Genomic DNA, 15,214 nt, shown 5'->3' with positions numbered 1-15,214 from the left:
AACTACCCTCTTATGCCAGACGCGTCGCCAGCTGGCCGTTCAAATCTTTGTGGATCTCACGCAGCAGCGCATCGGTGGTTTCCCAGCTAATGCAGGCATCGGTGACCGAGACGCCGGGCTTCATCGCGCTACGCGGCTGTTCCGATGACTGATTGCCTTCATGAATATTACTTTCAATCATCAGGCCGATAATTGAACGGTTGCCATCTTTAATCTGAGCAATCACAGATTCTGCAACCGCAGGCTGGCGACGGTAATCTTTATTCGAATTACCATGACTGCAATCTACCATCAGCGCCGGACGCAGTCCCGCCTGTTCCATCTCTTTTTCACACTGCGCGACATCCGCCGGGCTGTAATTTGGCGCTTTACCACCGCGCAGGATCACATGCCCGTCCGGGTTGCCCTGCGTTTGCAGCAGGCATACCTGGCCCGCCTGGTTGATCCCGACAAAACGATGGGGCATGGCGGCGGCGCGCATGGCGTTAATCGCCGTGGCCAGGCTGCCGTCGGTACCGTTTTTAAAACCAACCGGCATAGACAGGCCAGACGCCATCTCGCGGTGGGTTTGTGACTCGGTGGTGCGCGCCCCAATCGCAGACCAGCTGAAGAGATCGCCCAGGTACTGCGGGCTGTTCGGATCCAGCGCTTCGGTAGCCAGCGGCAGCCCCATGCTCACCAGTTCCACCAGCAGGCGACGCGCAATTTTCAGTCCTGCTTCCACATCAAACGAGCCATCCATGTGCGGATCGTTGATCAACCCTTTCCAGCCAACGGTCGTACGTGGCTTCTCAAAATAGACGCGCATCACCAGATAGAGGCTATCGCTGACCTCCTCCGCTAATGCTTTAAATCGACGAGCGTACTCAATGGCGGTTTCAGGATCGTGAATAGAGCAAGGACCACATACCACCAGCAGGCGCGGATCGCGGCCAGCGATAATGTCAGAAATGGTCTGGCGCGAGTGCTCAATCTGAGCTTCCTGCGCGACGCTCAGCGGGAATTCCGCCTTCAGTTGATCCGGGGTGATTAACACCTGTTCGTCAGTGATATGTACGTTGTTCAGCGCGTCTTTTTGCATGATTGCGATCCTGTCAAACTCGTTTGCGATAGTGGTTTTCCTCGAAGAGGTGACACAACGATATCACATTAAGTAAAGATTTCAATCCAAAATACGTACACATTACTTTACACCGACCCTTTAATTGCAAAAATAATGGCCTAAAATCGTAAAGTTAAAATTACACACGCACGCCTGTAAGCCAGGCTATGCTCACAAAAAGGAGAATAGCCATGCGTTCAATTGCTTTTATGTTGTTGTCGCTGATTTTGTCGGGTTGCCAGATCAATCCTTATACTTTTCAGCCTGACTGGACCAGACCGGACTGGTTCACGGCCGGTAAAGAAGACGCTATGAATGGTGTTCCGGTTAAAGATAACCAGGCTCTGGCCGATAGTTTTAATGACCCTCAGGTTGATCGAGCGGAATATCTTCGTGGCTACGCTGACGGACAGAAAAAAATATGCGAAGAGGGCTTTATTCACGCCTGGGGATTAGCGGGCAAATCATTTCCTGCCAGCTGCGATGCAACTGAAAATGCAGTAAAACTGCATGAATCCTGGCAACAAGGATTGGATGAAAGTATGCGTTCCAGCAGGCTTAATTGAGCCTGCCTTAATTCCTCTGAATATAGCTCACTGTAAGATTTAGCTTAGGTCAAAACAGGGATATTTCTGACATAATGACGGCTTTGATAAACAATGGTATTCTGCCGACAATTCTTAAGGACATCTATTTCCGGGGCGGTTTGGCGGATTCTGATGAGAAATGCAATCTTGATCGCTTTGCTCCGACTCCCCCTGGCGCTAATACTGTTCATTTTAGTAGCCCCTGCAACGGCAGGCTCGTTCACGGAAACGGATAAATCAGTACGTTCGATTGTTTCTGGCATTGTGAGCTACACCCGATGGCCAGCACTGTCCGGCCAGCCTAAGCTCTGTATTTATGCCTCTTCCCATTACAGACAGGCGCTCAGCAGTGAAGATGAACACAACCCGTTGCCCTATAGTCCTGTCATTGTGCACAGCGATCGGGAAGCACTCGCAGCAAGGTGTGATGCCCTCTATTTCGGGAGCGAGTCGCCGGCAAAACAACAGGAAATAATAAATCAATATCAGGGCCAGGCGTTGCTATTAATGTCAGAACAAAATCCTGAATGCGTTATTGGCAGCGCATTTTGTCTGATAATAGAGCACAACCTCGTCAGGTTTTCCGTAAATCTGGATGCGCTGGCGCGCAGTGGCGTAAGAGTCAATCCGGATGTATTAATGCTCGCACGGAATAAGAAGCATGAATAAGGAAGTCGCACCAACACCGCGTCCGACGTTTAAAAGAACGTTGCGACGAATCAGCATGATAAGCGTCATTATAACGATGACGTTTATATGGTTGCTGCTGTGTTTCGCTTCCGTGGTGACATTAAAGCAATACGCGCAAAAAAACCTCGAACTTACCGGCGCCACCATGAGCCACAGCCTTGAAGCCTCTCTGGTGTTCAACGATGCCGTGGCGGCAAATGAAACGCTGGCGACCCTCGGCAAGCAGGGGCAGTTCGCCGTGGCGGAAGTGCTTAACGCACATCATAAACGGTTTGCCTGGTGGTCATGGAACCCGGCGGATAATACCGACACGCTGGGCGCGCTGGTCAACCGGTGGTTGTTCCCTGTTCCTGTTGCACAGCCCATCATACATAATGGCAATGTGATTGGCGAAATTCGTCTGACCGCGCGAGACAGCCTGATTAGCCACTTTATCTGGCTCTCATTTGCGGTCCTCACCGGCTGCATTCTTTTTGCCTCTGCCGTCGCATTGACCATCACCCGCTCGCTACATCATGGCATGGTTGTTGAAATGCAAAACATCACTGACGTTGTGCATGACGTTCGCACTAACCGCAACTTCTCTCGCCGGGTAACGGAAGGCCGCATTGAAGAGTTCCACCAGTTTGGTGAAGACTTCAACAGCCTGCTGGATGAAATGGAAGAGTGGCAGCTCAAGCTACAGGCGAAAAACGCTCAACTGTTGCGTACCGCTATGCACGATCCGCTCACGGGGCTTGCAAACCGCGCCGCGTTTCGCAACAACATTGCGGCATTAATGAACGACGCTTCAGCAAAAACCAATTCTGCCCTGCTCTTCCTGGACGGTGATAACTTCAAGGTTATCAATGACACCTGGGGTCATGCCGCGGGTGACTGCGTACTGATCGAAGCCGCCAAAAGGATGGTCGAGTTTGGCGAAAAACGTCATCAGTCTTACCGTCTTGGCGGCGATGAATTTGCCATGATCCTTTACGGCGTCCACACCGCACGTGAGGTCGAATTTATTTGCGCTGCGCTGTCGCAGCAATTTATCCGTCCGTTTGATCTGCATAACGGGCACACAGCATCAATGTCCCTCAGCATTGGCTTTGCTCTGGCGTGGGAAAATGCCTCCGTTGAAGCATTACTGGAGCAAGCCGATCGCAATATGTATCTGGTCAAAAACCAGCGTTCGAAAACAATATCCTGAAAGGAAGACGATATGTTAAAGCGATACTTTGCGCCGTTAATACTGGCATCACTGGTAATGTCCGGATGCCAGTCATCCCCTGAAGGAAAATTCACGCCAGAGCAAATTGCGGCCATGAAATCCTACGGCTTTAACGAACTGAATGGCGACTGGTCTCTGGGCCTGTCGGATAAGATCCTGTTTGATAAAAATGACGCCAGGCTGCGCCCGGAAAGTGAAACGCAGATCCAGACTATGGCCTCACGCCTGGCGGCAACCGGTCTGAACCACGCCAGGATGGATGGCCATACGGATAACTATGGCGAAGAGAGCTACAACGAAGCGCTTTCGTTAAAACGTGCCAATGTTGTGGCGGATGCCTGGGCGAAGGGCGCGAACATCCCGCGCAGCAATCTCACTACGCGGGGCTTAGGCAAAAAATACCCTGTCAGCAGCAACCGCACTGCGCAGGGGCGCGCTGAAAACCGCCGGGTTGCGGTAGTCATCAGCACGCCTTAAGGCTATTTAACGGCTGTTCCGGCGAGCGACACGCCTGAACCTGCTCGCCAGCGCAGCCAGTCAATCACAATAAAGACCGCCAGACTGACGCCCATTACCGGCAACGCCAGCCCCAGCAGGAGGCTTATCAGGAACGTCATTCCCCTTCCCCACAGCGGCAATGCCAGCCAGCTTTGGCAGAGCGTCTGTACCGGATTCGCGGCTGACGTTGCAGGGCGACGCATCCACCACATCCGGTATCCCCAGATAATTAACACACACAGCGCAACGCCAAACGCGATGAGCAGCAGCTGATTTGCCAGACCAAACAGGATCCCCATATGGAAATCCACGCCCCAGCGGGTGAGTTTAGCCATCAGCGGGAAATCCCCGAAGCGAGTGCTGTCCAGCACCTTCAGTGAGTGGGGATCCACGGCAACGGCATCAACCTGCGTTGGCCAGCGGCGATCGATTTCCGTCACCGTCCAGGCCTGGTCGACCCTGCTTGCCGGACGGATCTCAACGTTGTTCGCATCAATCCCTGACTGGCGGGCGACCTGCAATACGTTGTCAAAAAGCGACAGTTTGACTGGCATTTCAGGCATCGTCATTTCCCCGTGATGACCACGATGTTCGGCGTGTTCATCCCTCATTTCCGGCGCACCGGAAAGGGTGGTATTTACCTGCGGCGTCAGCCAGTTCATCTCTGCACGCAGCTTATCGACGTTGCCACCGGCCCATTGTGACCAGGTTAACCCGGTGACTGAGAACAGCAGCATTCCCGCCAGTAACGTCCAGCCTAAGATCACATGCAGGCGACGACGATTCTGGAAACGATTGTTAATACGGCGCTTCGGTCGGGTGTAGAACCACAGCGCGATCCCGCCCAGGGCAGCAACCCACATCCACGAGGCGGCTAACTCGCTATAGAGGCGCCCGATGTTGCCCAGCATCAGCGAGGTATGCAGATAATCGATAGTCTGACGCAGCGGTAAAATCCCGCTGGTGCCGTACACGGTCATATCCCCTCGAATCTCAAGGCTGGTGGGATCAATAAAAATAGCCCGATGCTCGGAGGGACCCAGCGCCGGGTCGGCAAACATCACGCGGGTCGTTTCGCCCCCTTCCAGCCCCGGACGTACAGCATGTAAACGCAGCGCTGAACCCACGGCCTTTTCCGCCACGGCAATTTGTTCAGCAAGAGGCTGCGCCTCACCCACGGCATCCGTGTGGAGTGCATGATGGTACAGCGCCTTTTCAAGCTGCGGCGTGGCGACGTACAGCGTTCCGGTCAGCGCTGCGAAGAAGATAAACGGACCGACAAACAGCCCGATATAGAAATGGAGGCGACGCAGCAGGTTTCTCCATGCCGCGCGCGGAGTGCAGGTAGTCATACTTTTCCTTTTTAAGGCAAAAAGTGAGTGATTTTGTTTTAAAGGGAGAAAGCAGACCGACGCGGCGGCGCGCGGGTATTGGGGTAAAGCCAGGGGAAAAAGTGCCAGTGGCTGACCGCCTGACGAGGCGGCTTCACGCGCAGCCGCTGCAACACCACGCTGAGCAGAACGATAAGCGCCAGCATCACGCCCGGAACATGCGCTAACAGCACGCAGTAGCCGCACGCCTCCGCATGGTCAACTGGCATAGAATGCGGCATATCACCATGATGCTCGTCCATCGACATCATGCTCATGTCGTGGTGCATGCCCGGCATGGCGCTCATGGGATCTTTTTGCAGCGAGACGGAGATCAGCGGCGCCACGACGATCAGCAGGATCGCAAACAGCGCGGTCAATGCCGCTGCGCGTTTCCAGCTATGCTGATGCAGTACGTTATCCACTTACCCTCCACCCAAGAGGCGAACATTGTAAATGATTTATGACGGAAGGGTTAACGCGAGAGGTGCGATGGGATAAAAAAAGGGCCAGCCTTTCGGCCAGCCCTTTCTAACAGGATGTCGCTTAAGCGAATCTTAGTTCAGACGCTCTTTAATACGAGCAGACTTACCAGTACGCTCACGCAGGTAGTACAGTTTAGCTTTACGTACAGCACCACGACGTTTAACAGCAATGCTGTCAACTACCGGAGAGTGAGTCTGGAAGACACGCTCAACGCCTTCGCCGTTGGAAATTTTACGAACAGTGAATGCAGAGTGCAGACCGCGGTTACGAATAGCGATAACCACGCCCTCGAATGCCTGCAGACGTTTTTTGGAACCTTCAACAACCCATACTTTCACTTCCACGGTGTCACCTGGACGGAAGGAAGGTACGTCCTGCTTCATCTGCTCTTGTTCAAGTTGCTTAATAATGTTGCTCATAATTTAATCTCTTATCCTGGGTAAACTGATATTCGGGAGCGTATTACGCATTCCCATCATGTTCATGCTGCTGGTGCGCGTGTTCAGTTTTGAACTCGGCCAGCAACTTTGCTTGCTCTTCAGTCAGAGCCAGGTTTTCCAGAAGTTCAGGTCTTCTAAGCCAGGTTCGGCCCAGCGACTGCTTCAAACGCCAGCGACGTATCTCGGCATGGTTTCCAGACAGTAATACTGCCGGGACTTCCATCCCTTCTAACACTTCAGGACGAGTATAGTGTGGACAGTCCAGCAATCCATCGGCAAACGAATCTTCCGTTGCCGAAGCTTCATGGCCCAGTACACCCGGAATGAACCGGGCAACGGAGTCAATCAGCGTCATTGCTGGTAACTCACCACCGCTGAGAACGTAATCGCCGATAGACCATTCTTCGTCAATCTCGGTTTGAATTACACGCTCATCTATCCCTTCGTAGCGACCACAGACCAGAATCAGCTTTTGATTCGTCGCCAGTTCGCTCACGCCCGCTTGATCAAGCTTGCGTCCCTGAGGTGAAAGATAAATCACCTTCGCGCCTTCACCTGCCGCGGCTTTTGCTGTGTGAATGGCGTCCCGTAAGGGTTGCACCATCATCAACATCCCCGGTCCGCCGCCGTAAGGACGATCGTCCACGGTACGGTGCCGGTCGTGCGTGAAGTCACGAGGACTCCAGCTCTGGATGCTCAGCAGGCCATTCTTTACTGCCCGGCCAGTTACCCCGTAATCGGTAATCGCGCGGAACATTTCAGGAAACAGGCTAATTATGCCAATCCACATAGCGCCGTCTTTTACCGTTTATCCGGAGAATTTAAAAACCAGGATCCCAATCTACTTCAATGGTTTGAGTAGTGAGATCGACTTTCTTGATAACCTGTCCATCGAGGAACGGAACCAACCGCTCCTTGATGCCAAATGCATCTTTCAGGTTTGCCTTAATGACGAGAACGTCATTTGACCCGGTTTCCATCATGTCGATGACTTTCCCCAGGCTGTAGCCTTCAGTGGTCACTACCTGGCAACCCATAAGGTCTTTCCAGTAGTAGTCACCCTCTTCCAGCTGTGGCAACTGCGACGAATCCACGACAATTTCACAATTAGTCAGCGCATTCGCGGCATCACGATCGTCAATGCCTTTCAGCTTGATGATGATGTCCTGATTGTGGTGACGCCAGCTTTCCAGCTCGACCTCTTCCCACTTACCGCCTTTCTGGATAAACCAGGGCTGGTAATTAAAAATGCTATCAGCGTCTTCAGTGGAGGAAAACACTCTGAGCCAACCACGGATACCGTAGCAAGAACCCATTTTTCCCAATACGATCGGTTCAACAGGTGCTTTATTGCTCATCATGACCACCGTGACAGATTAAGCTGCTTTGTTTGCTGCTTTGATCAGCGTAGCAACGCGATCGGAAACAGTAGCGCCCTGGCCAACCCAGTGAGCGATACGATCCAGATCCAGACGGGTTTCTTCTTCTGCGCCAGCGGCCAGTGGGTTGAAGAAACCAACGCGCTCGATGAAGCGACCGTTGCGTGCATTACGGCTGTCAGTCACAACAACCTGGTAGAACGGACGCTTTTTAGCGCCGTGACGAGCTAAACGAATAGTTACCATAACATCCTCTTGTGTGAATAAAACAACCGGGCCCCATCGAGGAACGGAGCCCGGGTGTCATATTAAAAGCCCGAAAATTTTACTCATTTTCGGGCAAAAAGCAATCTCAAAAGCGATTAACGCCCAGGAAAACCGGGAGGCATCATGCCTTTCATGCCGCGCATCATCTTCGCCATGCCGCCTTTCTTCATTTTCTTCATCATGCGCTGCATGTCGTCGAACTGTTTCAGAAGGCGGTTAACGTCCTGCACCTGCATGCCGCAACCGGCTGCGATACGGCGTTTACGGGAACCTTTGATGATTTCTGGCTTCGCGCGCTCTTTCAGCGTCATCGAGTTGATGATGGCCTCCATACGCACCAGCACTTTGTCATCCATCTGGGATTTGACGTTGTCCGGGATCTGGCCCATGCCTGGCAGTTTGCCCATCAGGCTTGCCATGCCGCCCATGTTTTTCATCTGACGCAGCTGCTCAAGGAAGTCGGTCAGATCGAAACCGTCGCCCTTTTTCAGCTTGCTGGCGAGTTTTTCCGCCTGCGCGCGGTCAACCTTGCTTTCAATATCTTCGATCAGCGACAGCACGTCGCCCATGCCGAGGATACGGGAGGCAATACGATCCGGATGGAACGGCTCCAGCGCTTCGGTTTTCTCGCCCACGCCGAGGAACTTGATTGGCTTACCGGTGATATGACGAATAGAGAGCGCCGCACCGCCGCGGGCATCGCCGTCGACTTTGGTCAGCACCACGCCGGTTAACGGCAGGGCTTCGTTAAACGCTTTTGCGGTGTTCGCTGCATCCTGACCGGTCATGGCGTCAACAACAAACAGGGTCTCTACCGGATTGATAGAAGCATGCACCTGCTTGATTTCGTCCATCATCGCTTCGTCAACGTGCAGACGACCGGCGGTATCCACCAGCAGCACGTCGTAGAATTTCAGCTTCGCCTCTTTCAGCGCCGCGTTAACGATATCGACAGGCTTCTGCGCCACGTCGGACGGGAAGAAGTCTACGCCAACCTGCTCGGCCAGCGTTTCCAGCTGTTTGATCGCCGCCGGGCGATACACGTCCGCCGACACCACCAGCACCTTTTTCTTGTGCTTTTCGCGCAGGAATTTCCCCAGCTTACCGACACTGGTGGTTTTACCCGCACCTTGCAGACCCGCCATCAGCACGACGGCCGGCGGCTGAGCCGCCAGGTTTAGCACCTGGTTCTCTTCGCCCATCGCCGAAACCAGCTCGTTACGGACGATTTTGACGAACTCCTGACCCGGAGTCAGGCTCTTGTTCACTTCATGGCCAACCGCTTTCTCTTTCACGCGGTTGATAAAATCACGCACGACCGGCAACGCGACGTCTGCTTCCAGCAGCGCCATGCGCACTTCGCGCAGCGTTTCCTTGATGTTCTCTTCGGTGAGGCGTCCACGGCCGCTGATGTTGCGCAGCGTGCGCGACAAACGATCGGTTAAATTATCAAACATTGTCTCTCGCCTGGGGTAGAAACGTTAGGTCGCCTGGGCGACACATACACAGAATTTTGCCGGAGTATAACATGAAGGCGCCTTTGTTGTTATGCAACGGTTGGAGCAGGCGTCACGTAACGTTATACTGCTTCTCTTTCTTATTAAGACAACTGTCGACGCCTATATGCCTGTTTTCGCACTGATCGCCCTTGTTGCCTACTCTGTCAGCCTCGCGCTGATCATTCCTGGCCTGCTGCAAAAAAACAGCGGCTGGCGGCGCATGGCTATTCTTTCGGCAGTGATCGCACTGATTAGCCATGCGTTTGCGCTGGAATCACGCATCATTCCCGGCGACGGCAGCGTGCAGAATCTGAGCGTACTGAACGTCGGCTCGCTGGTCAGCCTGATGATCTGTACGGTCATGACCATTGTCGCGTCTAAAAACCGTGGCTGGCTGCTGCTGCCGATAGTCTACGCCTTTGCGCTGATCAACCTGGCGTTAGCCACGTTCATGCCCAATGAGTTTATTACTCACCTGGAAGCCACGCCGGGGATGCTGGTGCATATTGGCCTGTCGCTGTTCTCCTACGCGACGCTGATCATCGCCGCCCTTTACGCCATGCAACTCGCCTGGATTGACTACCAGCTGAAAAATAAAAAGCTGGCGTTTAACCACGAAATGCCGCCGCTGATGGTGATTGAGCGTAAGATGTTCCACATCACCCAGGTCGGTGTGGTTCTGCTGACGCTGACGCTGTGCACGGGCTTGTTTTATATGAAGAACCTGTTCAGCGTGGAGAATATCGATAAAGCGGTCCTCTCCATCATCGCGTGGTTTGTCTATATTGTCCTGTTATGGGGCCATTATCATGAAGGCTGGCGCGGTCGTCGCGTGGTCTGGTTCAACGTAGCGGGTGCGGGCATTCTCACGCTTGCCTATTTTGGTAGCCGCTTCATACAGCAATTTGCTGGCTAAGTAACAAAAGGAGTTCCCCCTGGAACACATCTCTACCACCACGCTGATCGTCATTCTGGTCATCATGGTGGTCATCTCCGCTTATTTCTCTGGCTCTGAAACCGGCATGATGACGCTGAACCGCTACCGGTTACGCCATCGCGCCAAGCAGGGTAACCGTGCCGCGCGTCGTGTCGAAAAGCTTCTGCGTAAGCCGGACCGGCTGATTAGCCTGGTGCTTATCGGTAACAACCTGGTCAATATTCTCGCCTCTGCACTGGGCACCATCGTCGGGATGCGTCTATACGGCAACGCAGGCGTGGCGATTGCCACAGGTGTGCTCACGTTTGTGGTGCTGGTGTTTGCGGAAGTGCTGCCCAAAACCATCGCCGCGCTTTACCCGGAAAAAGTCGCCTACCCGAGCAGCTTCCTGTTAGCACCGCTGCTTATTCTGATGATGCCGCTGGTCTGGCTGCTGAATATGGTGACACGGGTGCTGATGCGCATGGTCGGTATAAAGGCAGACGTCACCATTAGTAGCGCGCTCAGCAAAGACGAACTGCGTACCATCGTGAATGAATCCCGCTCGCAGATCTCCCGCCGCAATCAGGACATGCTCCTGTCGGTGCTGGATCTGGAAAAGGTCAGCGTTGACGACATCATGGTGCCGCGCAATGAAATCGTCGGGATTGATATCAACGACGACTGGAAGGCCATTGTCCGCCAGCTGACGCACTCCCCGCACGGGCGTATCGTCCTCTATCGCGATTCCCTCGACGATGCCATCAGCATGCTGCGCGTGCGCGAGGCCTATCGTCTGATGACTGAGAAAAACGAGTTCACCAAAGAGGTGATGCTGCGCGCCGCCGACGAAATTTACTACGTGCCGGAAGGCACCCCACTCAGCACGCAGCTGGTGAAGTTCCAGCGAAACAAGAAGAAAGTCGGCCTGGTGGTGGATGAATACGGCGACATACAGGGGCTGGTGACGGTCGAAGATATTCTGGAAGAGATTGTCGGGGACTTTACCACGTCAATGTCGCCTTCCCTTGCGGAAGAGGTCACCCCGCAAAACGACGGGTCAGTGCTTATCGACGGCAGCGCCAACATTCGTGAAATCAATAAAGCGTTCAACTGGCATTTGCCGGAAGACGAAGCGCGGACGATGAACGGTATGATCCTGGAAGCGCTGGAAGAGATCCCGGCGGCAGGCACGCGCGTGCGCATTGAACAGTATGATATTGATATTCTGGACGTTCAGGACAACATGATTAAGCAGGTGAAGGTCCTGCCCGTTAAGCCTCTACGCGAAAGTATTGCCGAATAAAATGTAGGCCGGGTAAGGCGAACGCCGCCACCCGGCACTACAGGCAGCACGTTATGCTTTCGCTTTCGCCACGGTCACCATCGCAGCGCGAATAGTACGACCGTTCAGGGTATACCCTTTCTGCATCACGCCCAGCACGTTACCCGCGGCAACGTCTTCGGATTCCACCATCGCAATGGCCTGGTGAACGTTTGGATCCAGCGGTACATCCGTATCGGCAATCACTTCAACACCGAACTTACGCACCACATCCAGCATGGATTTCAGCGTCAGCTCAATGCCTTCAATCATCGCCGCGTTATCCGGGTTAGCTTTATCCGCCACTTCCAGCGCGCGATCCAGGCTGTCGATCACCGGAAGCAGTTCGTTGACGAATTTCTCCAGCGCAAATTTGTGCGCCTTTTCAACGTCCAGCTCGGTACGACGGCGCAGGTTTTCCATTTCCGCTTTGATACGCAGTACGCCATCGCGTTCGCGATTCTGCGCTTCTACCAACTGAGCTTCCAGGTTGGCAATTTTTTCATCGCGCGGGTCCACCTGCTCAGCAGACGTGTCTGGCTCTACTGCCTCAACTTCATCGTGCTGTTCCGTGATAATTTCTTCAGGGGCTTGCCCCTCAGGCGTTTTCTGTTCTTTACTACTCATGAATTTCTCCGCGTTTTTCTGCATTCATCTCGCTAACTTCGCTTATTATGGGGATCAGTTTCCTGGATTCAAGGGAACAAGGCAGATTGTCATCATTCATCAGGCACAAGGACCTCCAGAAAATGAATAATCATTTCAGGTGTATTGGGATCGTCGGCCATCCGCGTCACCCTACCGCATTGACGACACATGAAATGTTGTATCGCTGGCTGTGTGGTAAAGGCTATGAAGTGATGGTCGAGCAGCAGATCGCCCAGGAGTTGCAGCTTAAAAGCGTCAGAACCGGCACGCTGGCGGAAATTGGCCAGCAGGCGGATCTCGCCGTGGTGGTCGGTGGCGACGGCAATATGCTGGGCGCAGCGCGAACGCTGGCTCGCTATGATATTAAGGTTATAGGTATAAACCGTGGCAATCTCGGTTTCCTGACCGACCTCGACCCGGACAATGCGCAGCAGCAGCTGGCGGACGTGCTGGAAGGCCACTATATCAGTGAAAAACGGTTTTTACTGGAAGCCCAGGTGTGTCAGCAGGACTGCCAGAAGCGCATCAGCACCGCCATAAACGAGGTGGTTCTCCATCCCGGTAAAGTGGCGCACATGATCGAGTTCGAAGTCTATATCGACGAAATCTTCGCTTTCTCGCAGCGTTCTGACGGGCTGATTATTTCAACCCCGACGGGGTCAACCGCCTACTCACTTTCAGCCGGAGGCCCAATCCTGACGCCATCGCTGGATGCCATTACCCTGGTGCCGATGTTCCCGCATACGCTCTCGGCGCGTCCGCTGGTGATCAACGGCGACAGCACCATCCGCCTGCGTTTTTCCCATCGCCGTAACGACCTGGAGATCAGCTGCGACAGTCAGATTGCGCTCCCCATTCAGGAAGGTGAAGATGTCCTCATTCGCCGCTGCGATTACCATCTGAACCTGATTCACCCGAAAGATTACAGCTATTTCAACACATTAAGCTCCAAGCTCGGCTGGTCAAAAAAATTGTTCTGATTTTGCATCCAGCACTTTACTGTATATAAAACCAGTTTATACTGTATACAAACACAGTTATGGTTTTTCATACAGGAAAACAATTATGCTGGCACAACTGACCATCAGCAACTTTGCCATTGTTCGTGAGCTTGAGATCGACTTCCATAGCGGAATGACGGCGATTACCGGTGAAACCGGTGCAGGTAAATCCATTGCCATTGATGCCCTCGGCTTGTGCCTCGGCGGTCGTGCTGAGGGGGATATGGTGCGCACAGGCGCCGCCCGTGCCGATCTCTGCGCCCGCTTCTCGTTGAAAGACACACCTGCCGCCCTGCGCTGGCTGGAAGCGAACCAGCTCGAAGACGGACGTGAGTGTTTACTTCGCCGCGTCATCAGCAGCGATGGCCGCTCCCGCGGTTTTATCAATGGTACAGCGGTTCCCCTTTCCCAGCTTCGCGAGCTGGGCCAGCTGCTCATCCAGATCCATGGTCAGCATGCGCACCAGCAGTTAATCAAACCCGAACAACAGAAAGTCCTGCTTGATGGCTACGCAGGTGAGTACGCGCTTACTCAACTCATGGCGGAGCACTATCGTCAGTGGCATCAAAGCTGCCGCGAACTTGCGCAGCATCAGCAGCAAAGCCAGGAGCGTACCGCGCGCGCCGAGCTGCTGGAATATCAGCTGAAAGAGCTGAACGAATTTAACCCGCAGGCGGGTGAATTTGAGCAAATCGACGAAGAGTACAAGCGTCTGGCCAACAGCGGTCAGCTGCTTTCCACCAGCCAGACTGCCCTTAATATGCTGGCGGATGGCGAAGACGTGAATTTGCAGAGCCAGCTGTATAACGTGCGTCAGCTTGTGACCGAACTGACCGGCATGGACAATAAGCTTTCTGGCGTACTGGAAATGCTGGAAGAGGCCGCGATTCAGATTTCAGAAGCCGGGGATGAACTGCGCCACTACTGTGAACGTCTGGATCTCGACCCGAACCGTCTGTTCGAGCTTGAGCAACGCATCTCCCGGCAGATTTCACTGGCGCGTAAGCATCACGTAACCCCGGAAGAGCTGCCGAATTACTATCAGTCTCTGCTGGAGGAACAGCAGCAGCTGGACGATCAGGCCGATTCCCTTGAAACCTTGTCTCTGGCGGTTAATCTGCATCATCAGCAGGCGCTGGAAACGGCGAAACGGCTGCATGACGTGCGGCAACACTATGCGCTGGAGCTTAGCCAGCACATTACCGACAGCATGCATACGCTGGCGATGCCGCATGGGGTGTTCACCATAGATGTTCGCTTTGAAGAGAATCACCTGACGGCGGAAGGCGCAGATCGCGTAGAATTCCGCGTCACCACCAACCCGGGCCAGCCTTTGCAGGCGATTTCGAAAGTGGCTTCCGGCGGTGAACTGTCGCGTATCGCCCTGGCCATTCAGGTGATTACCGCCCGTAAAATGGAAACCCCGGCGTTGATTTTCGATGAAGTGGATGTGGGTATCAGCGGCCCGACCGCGGCCGTTGTCGGCAAACTGCTGCGTCAGTTAGGTGAATCGACGCAGGTCATGTGTGTGACTCACCTGCCGCAGGTCGCCGGTTGTGGTCATCACCACTTTATCGTCAGCAAGGAAACCGATGGCGAAATGACGGAAACGCACATGAAGCCGCTGGATAAACGCTCACGCTTGCAAGAGCTGGCACGCCTGCTCGGCGGCAGTGAAGTCACCCGCAATACGCTTGCGAATGCGAAAGAACTGCTGGCGGCATAAACTTTTTCGGGATCTCAGGGTCATACAGAACAACAAAAACGCCGCCAGACCGGTTTCAAAGTGGGGCA

The 15,214-nt window shown here is 53.8% G+C and carries 17 protein-coding genes; 8 read left to right on the top strand and 9 right to left on the bottom strand.

Annotated elements, in window-relative coordinates; genetic code table 11:
• Positions 1–10: 10 nt before the first annotated feature.
• On the bottom strand, positions 11–1,081 hold the full coding sequence (aroF, locus tag SK58_RS07715; protein ID WP_006811632.1) for a 3-deoxy-7-phosphoheptulonate synthase AroF: 1,071 nt from the start codon (positions 1,079–1,081) through the stop codon (positions 11–13).
• 212 nt (positions 1,082–1,293) lie between these two features.
• Between aroF and SK58_RS07710 the strand changes: the two genes are divergently transcribed.
• From SK58_RS07710 to SK58_RS07695, 4 genes are all read left to right on the top strand, one after another.
• Positions 1,294–1,668, top strand: a complete 375-nt coding sequence (locus tag SK58_RS07710; RefSeq protein WP_032649145.1) for a DUF2799 domain-containing protein — start codon at positions 1,294–1,296, stop codon at positions 1,666–1,668.
• A gap of 153 nt (positions 1,669–1,821) precedes the next feature.
• Positions 1,822–2,358 (top strand): regulatory sequestration protein YfiR, encoded by a 537-nt coding sequence (locus SK58_RS07705; RefSeq protein ID WP_032619208.1) that lies wholly within the window; start codon positions 1,822–1,824, stop codon positions 2,356–2,358.
• Entirely contained in the window at positions 2,351–3,571 is a 1,221-nt protein-coding gene (dgcN, locus tag SK58_RS07700; protein ID WP_017692859.1) for a diguanylate cyclase DgcN/YfiN, read from the top strand. The genes SK58_RS07705 and dgcN overlap by 8 nt, the downstream gene beginning before the upstream one ends.
• A gap of 12 nt (positions 3,572–3,583) precedes the next feature.
• Positions 3,584–4,069, top strand: a complete 486-nt coding sequence (locus SK58_RS07695) for an OmpA family protein (RefSeq protein WP_017382956.1) — start codon at positions 3,584–3,586, stop codon at positions 4,067–4,069.
• A 2-nt stretch (positions 4,070–4,071) separates the two neighbouring features.
• On the opposite strand, the gene SK58_RS07690 is transcribed toward SK58_RS07695, so the two are convergent.
• The 7 genes from SK58_RS07690 to ffh form a co-directional block, all read right to left on the bottom strand.
• Positions 4,072–5,442, bottom strand: a complete 1,371-nt coding sequence (locus SK58_RS07690) for a PepSY-associated TM helix domain-containing protein (RefSeq protein ID WP_045911904.1) — start codon at positions 5,440–5,442, stop codon at positions 4,072–4,074.
• A gap of 38 nt (positions 5,443–5,480) precedes the next feature.
• Positions 5,481–5,885, bottom strand: a complete 405-nt coding sequence (locus SK58_RS07685) for a DUF2946 domain-containing protein (protein ID WP_045911905.1) — start codon at positions 5,883–5,885, stop codon at positions 5,481–5,483.
• A gap of 132 nt (positions 5,886–6,017) precedes the next feature.
• Complete coding sequence (gene rplS / locus SK58_RS07680) at positions 6,018–6,365, bottom strand: 50S ribosomal protein L19 (protein ID WP_002914145.1); 348 nt, start codon at positions 6,363–6,365, stop codon at positions 6,018–6,020.
• A gap of 43 nt (positions 6,366–6,408) precedes the next feature.
• Complete coding sequence (gene trmD / locus SK58_RS07675; protein ID WP_014832949.1) at positions 6,409–7,176, bottom strand: tRNA (guanosine(37)-N1)-methyltransferase TrmD; 768 nt, start codon at positions 7,174–7,176, stop codon at positions 6,409–6,411.
• A 31-nt stretch (positions 7,177–7,207) separates the two neighbouring features.
• Complete coding sequence (rimM, locus tag SK58_RS07670; RefSeq protein WP_032609925.1) at positions 7,208–7,747, bottom strand: ribosome maturation factor RimM; 540 nt, start codon at positions 7,745–7,747, stop codon at positions 7,208–7,210.
• Positions 7,748–7,762: 15 nt separating this feature from the next.
• On the bottom strand, positions 7,763–8,011 hold the full coding sequence (rpsP, locus tag SK58_RS07665) for a 30S ribosomal protein S16 (RefSeq protein WP_003863133.1): 249 nt from the start codon (positions 8,009–8,011) through the stop codon (positions 7,763–7,765).
• 116 nt (positions 8,012–8,127) lie between these two features.
• Entirely contained in the window at positions 8,128–9,489 is a 1,362-nt protein-coding gene (gene ffh, locus SK58_RS07660) for a signal recognition particle protein (RefSeq protein ID WP_003863132.1), read from the bottom strand.
• 166 nt (positions 9,490–9,655) lie between these two features.
• Here ffh and SK58_RS07655 point away from each other — a divergent pair, with 166 nt between their 5' ends.
• Positions 9,656–10,447 (top strand): cytochrome C assembly family protein, encoded by a 792-nt coding sequence (locus SK58_RS07655; protein WP_014832951.1) that lies wholly within the window; start codon positions 9,656–9,658, stop codon positions 10,445–10,447.
• 19 nt (positions 10,448–10,466) lie between these two features.
• Positions 10,467–11,753, top strand: coding sequence for an HlyC/CorC family transporter (locus SK58_RS07650; RefSeq protein ID WP_026094274.1), 1,287 nt, complete (start codon positions 10,467–10,469; stop codon positions 11,751–11,753).
• Between the two features lie 51 nt (positions 11,754–11,804).
• Here the strand turns inward: SK58_RS07650 and grpE are convergent, their stop codons facing one another.
• Positions 11,805–12,398 carry a nucleotide exchange factor GrpE gene (gene grpE / locus SK58_RS07645; protein WP_003863126.1) on the bottom strand — a complete coding sequence of 198 codons (594 nt, stop codon included), beginning with the start codon at positions 12,396–12,398 and terminating at the stop codon, positions 11,805–11,807.
• A gap of 122 nt (positions 12,399–12,520) precedes the next feature.
• Here grpE and nadK point away from each other — a divergent pair, with 122 nt between their 5' ends.
• Positions 12,521–13,399: an NAD(+) kinase gene (gene nadK / locus SK58_RS07635; RefSeq protein WP_017383004.1), complete on the top strand. Its 879-nt coding sequence runs from the start codon at positions 12,521–12,523 to the stop codon at positions 13,397–13,399.
• 85 nt (positions 13,400–13,484) lie between these two features.
• Positions 13,485–15,146: a DNA repair protein RecN gene (recN, locus tag SK58_RS07630; protein WP_045333281.1), complete on the top strand. Its 1,662-nt coding sequence runs from the start codon at positions 13,485–13,487 to the stop codon at positions 15,144–15,146.
• Positions 15,147–15,214: the final 68 nt, after the last annotated feature.

Origin of the sequence: Enterobacter sp. BIDMC93, from assembly GCF_001037805.1 — a bacterium.
Taxonomy (GTDB): Bacteria; Pseudomonadota; Gammaproteobacteria; order Enterobacterales; family Enterobacteriaceae; genus Enterobacter; species Enterobacter hormaechei_C.
Note: the sequence above shows the minus strand (reverse complement) of the source record. Positions and strands in the feature narration are given on the sequence as shown.

Excerpts from the sequence above, each read along its gene's own strand:
- aroF (WP_006811632.1), bottom strand. The coding sequence starts at position 1,081 with ATGCAAAAAGACGCGCTGAACAACGTACATATCACTGACGAACAGGTG.
- SK58_RS07710 (WP_032649145.1), top strand. The coding sequence starts at position 1,294 with ATGCGTTCAATTGCTTTTATGTTGTTGTCGCTGATTTTGTCGGGTTGC.
- SK58_RS07705 (WP_032619208.1), top strand. The coding sequence starts at position 1,822 with ATGAGAAATGCAATCTTGATCGCTTTGCTCCGACTCCCCCTGGCGCTA.
- dgcN (WP_017692859.1), top strand. The coding sequence starts at position 2,351 with ATGAATAAGGAAGTCGCACCAACACCGCGTCCGACGTTTAAAAGAACG.
- SK58_RS07695 (WP_017382956.1), top strand. The coding sequence starts at position 3,584 with ATGTTAAAGCGATACTTTGCGCCGTTAATACTGGCATCACTGGTAATG.
- SK58_RS07690 (WP_045911904.1), bottom strand. The coding sequence starts at position 5,442 with ATGACTACCTGCACTCCGCGCGCGGCATGGAGAAACCTGCTGCGTCGC.
- rplS (WP_002914145.1), bottom strand. The coding sequence starts at position 6,365 with ATGAGCAACATTATTAAGCAACTTGAACAAGAGCAGATGAAGCAGGAC.
- trmD (WP_014832949.1), bottom strand. The coding sequence starts at position 7,176 with ATGTGGATTGGCATAATTAGCCTGTTTCCTGAAATGTTCCGCGCGATT.
- rimM (WP_032609925.1), bottom strand. The coding sequence starts at position 7,747 with ATGATGAGCAATAAAGCACCTGTTGAACCGATCGTATTGGGAAAAATG.
- rpsP (WP_003863133.1), bottom strand. The coding sequence starts at position 8,011 with ATGGTAACTATTCGTTTAGCTCGTCACGGCGCTAAAAAGCGTCCGTTC.
- ffh (WP_003863132.1), bottom strand. The coding sequence starts at position 9,489 with ATGTTTGATAATTTAACCGATCGTTTGTCGCGCACGCTGCGCAACATC.
- SK58_RS07655 (WP_014832951.1), top strand. The coding sequence starts at position 9,656 with ATGCCTGTTTTCGCACTGATCGCCCTTGTTGCCTACTCTGTCAGCCTC.
- grpE (WP_003863126.1), bottom strand. The coding sequence starts at position 12,398 with ATGAGTAGTAAAGAACAGAAAACGCCTGAGGGGCAAGCCCCTGAAGAA.
- nadK (WP_017383004.1), top strand. The coding sequence starts at position 12,521 with ATGAATAATCATTTCAGGTGTATTGGGATCGTCGGCCATCCGCGTCAC.
- recN (WP_045333281.1), top strand. The coding sequence starts at position 13,485 with ATGCTGGCACAACTGACCATCAGCAACTTTGCCATTGTTCGTGAGCTT.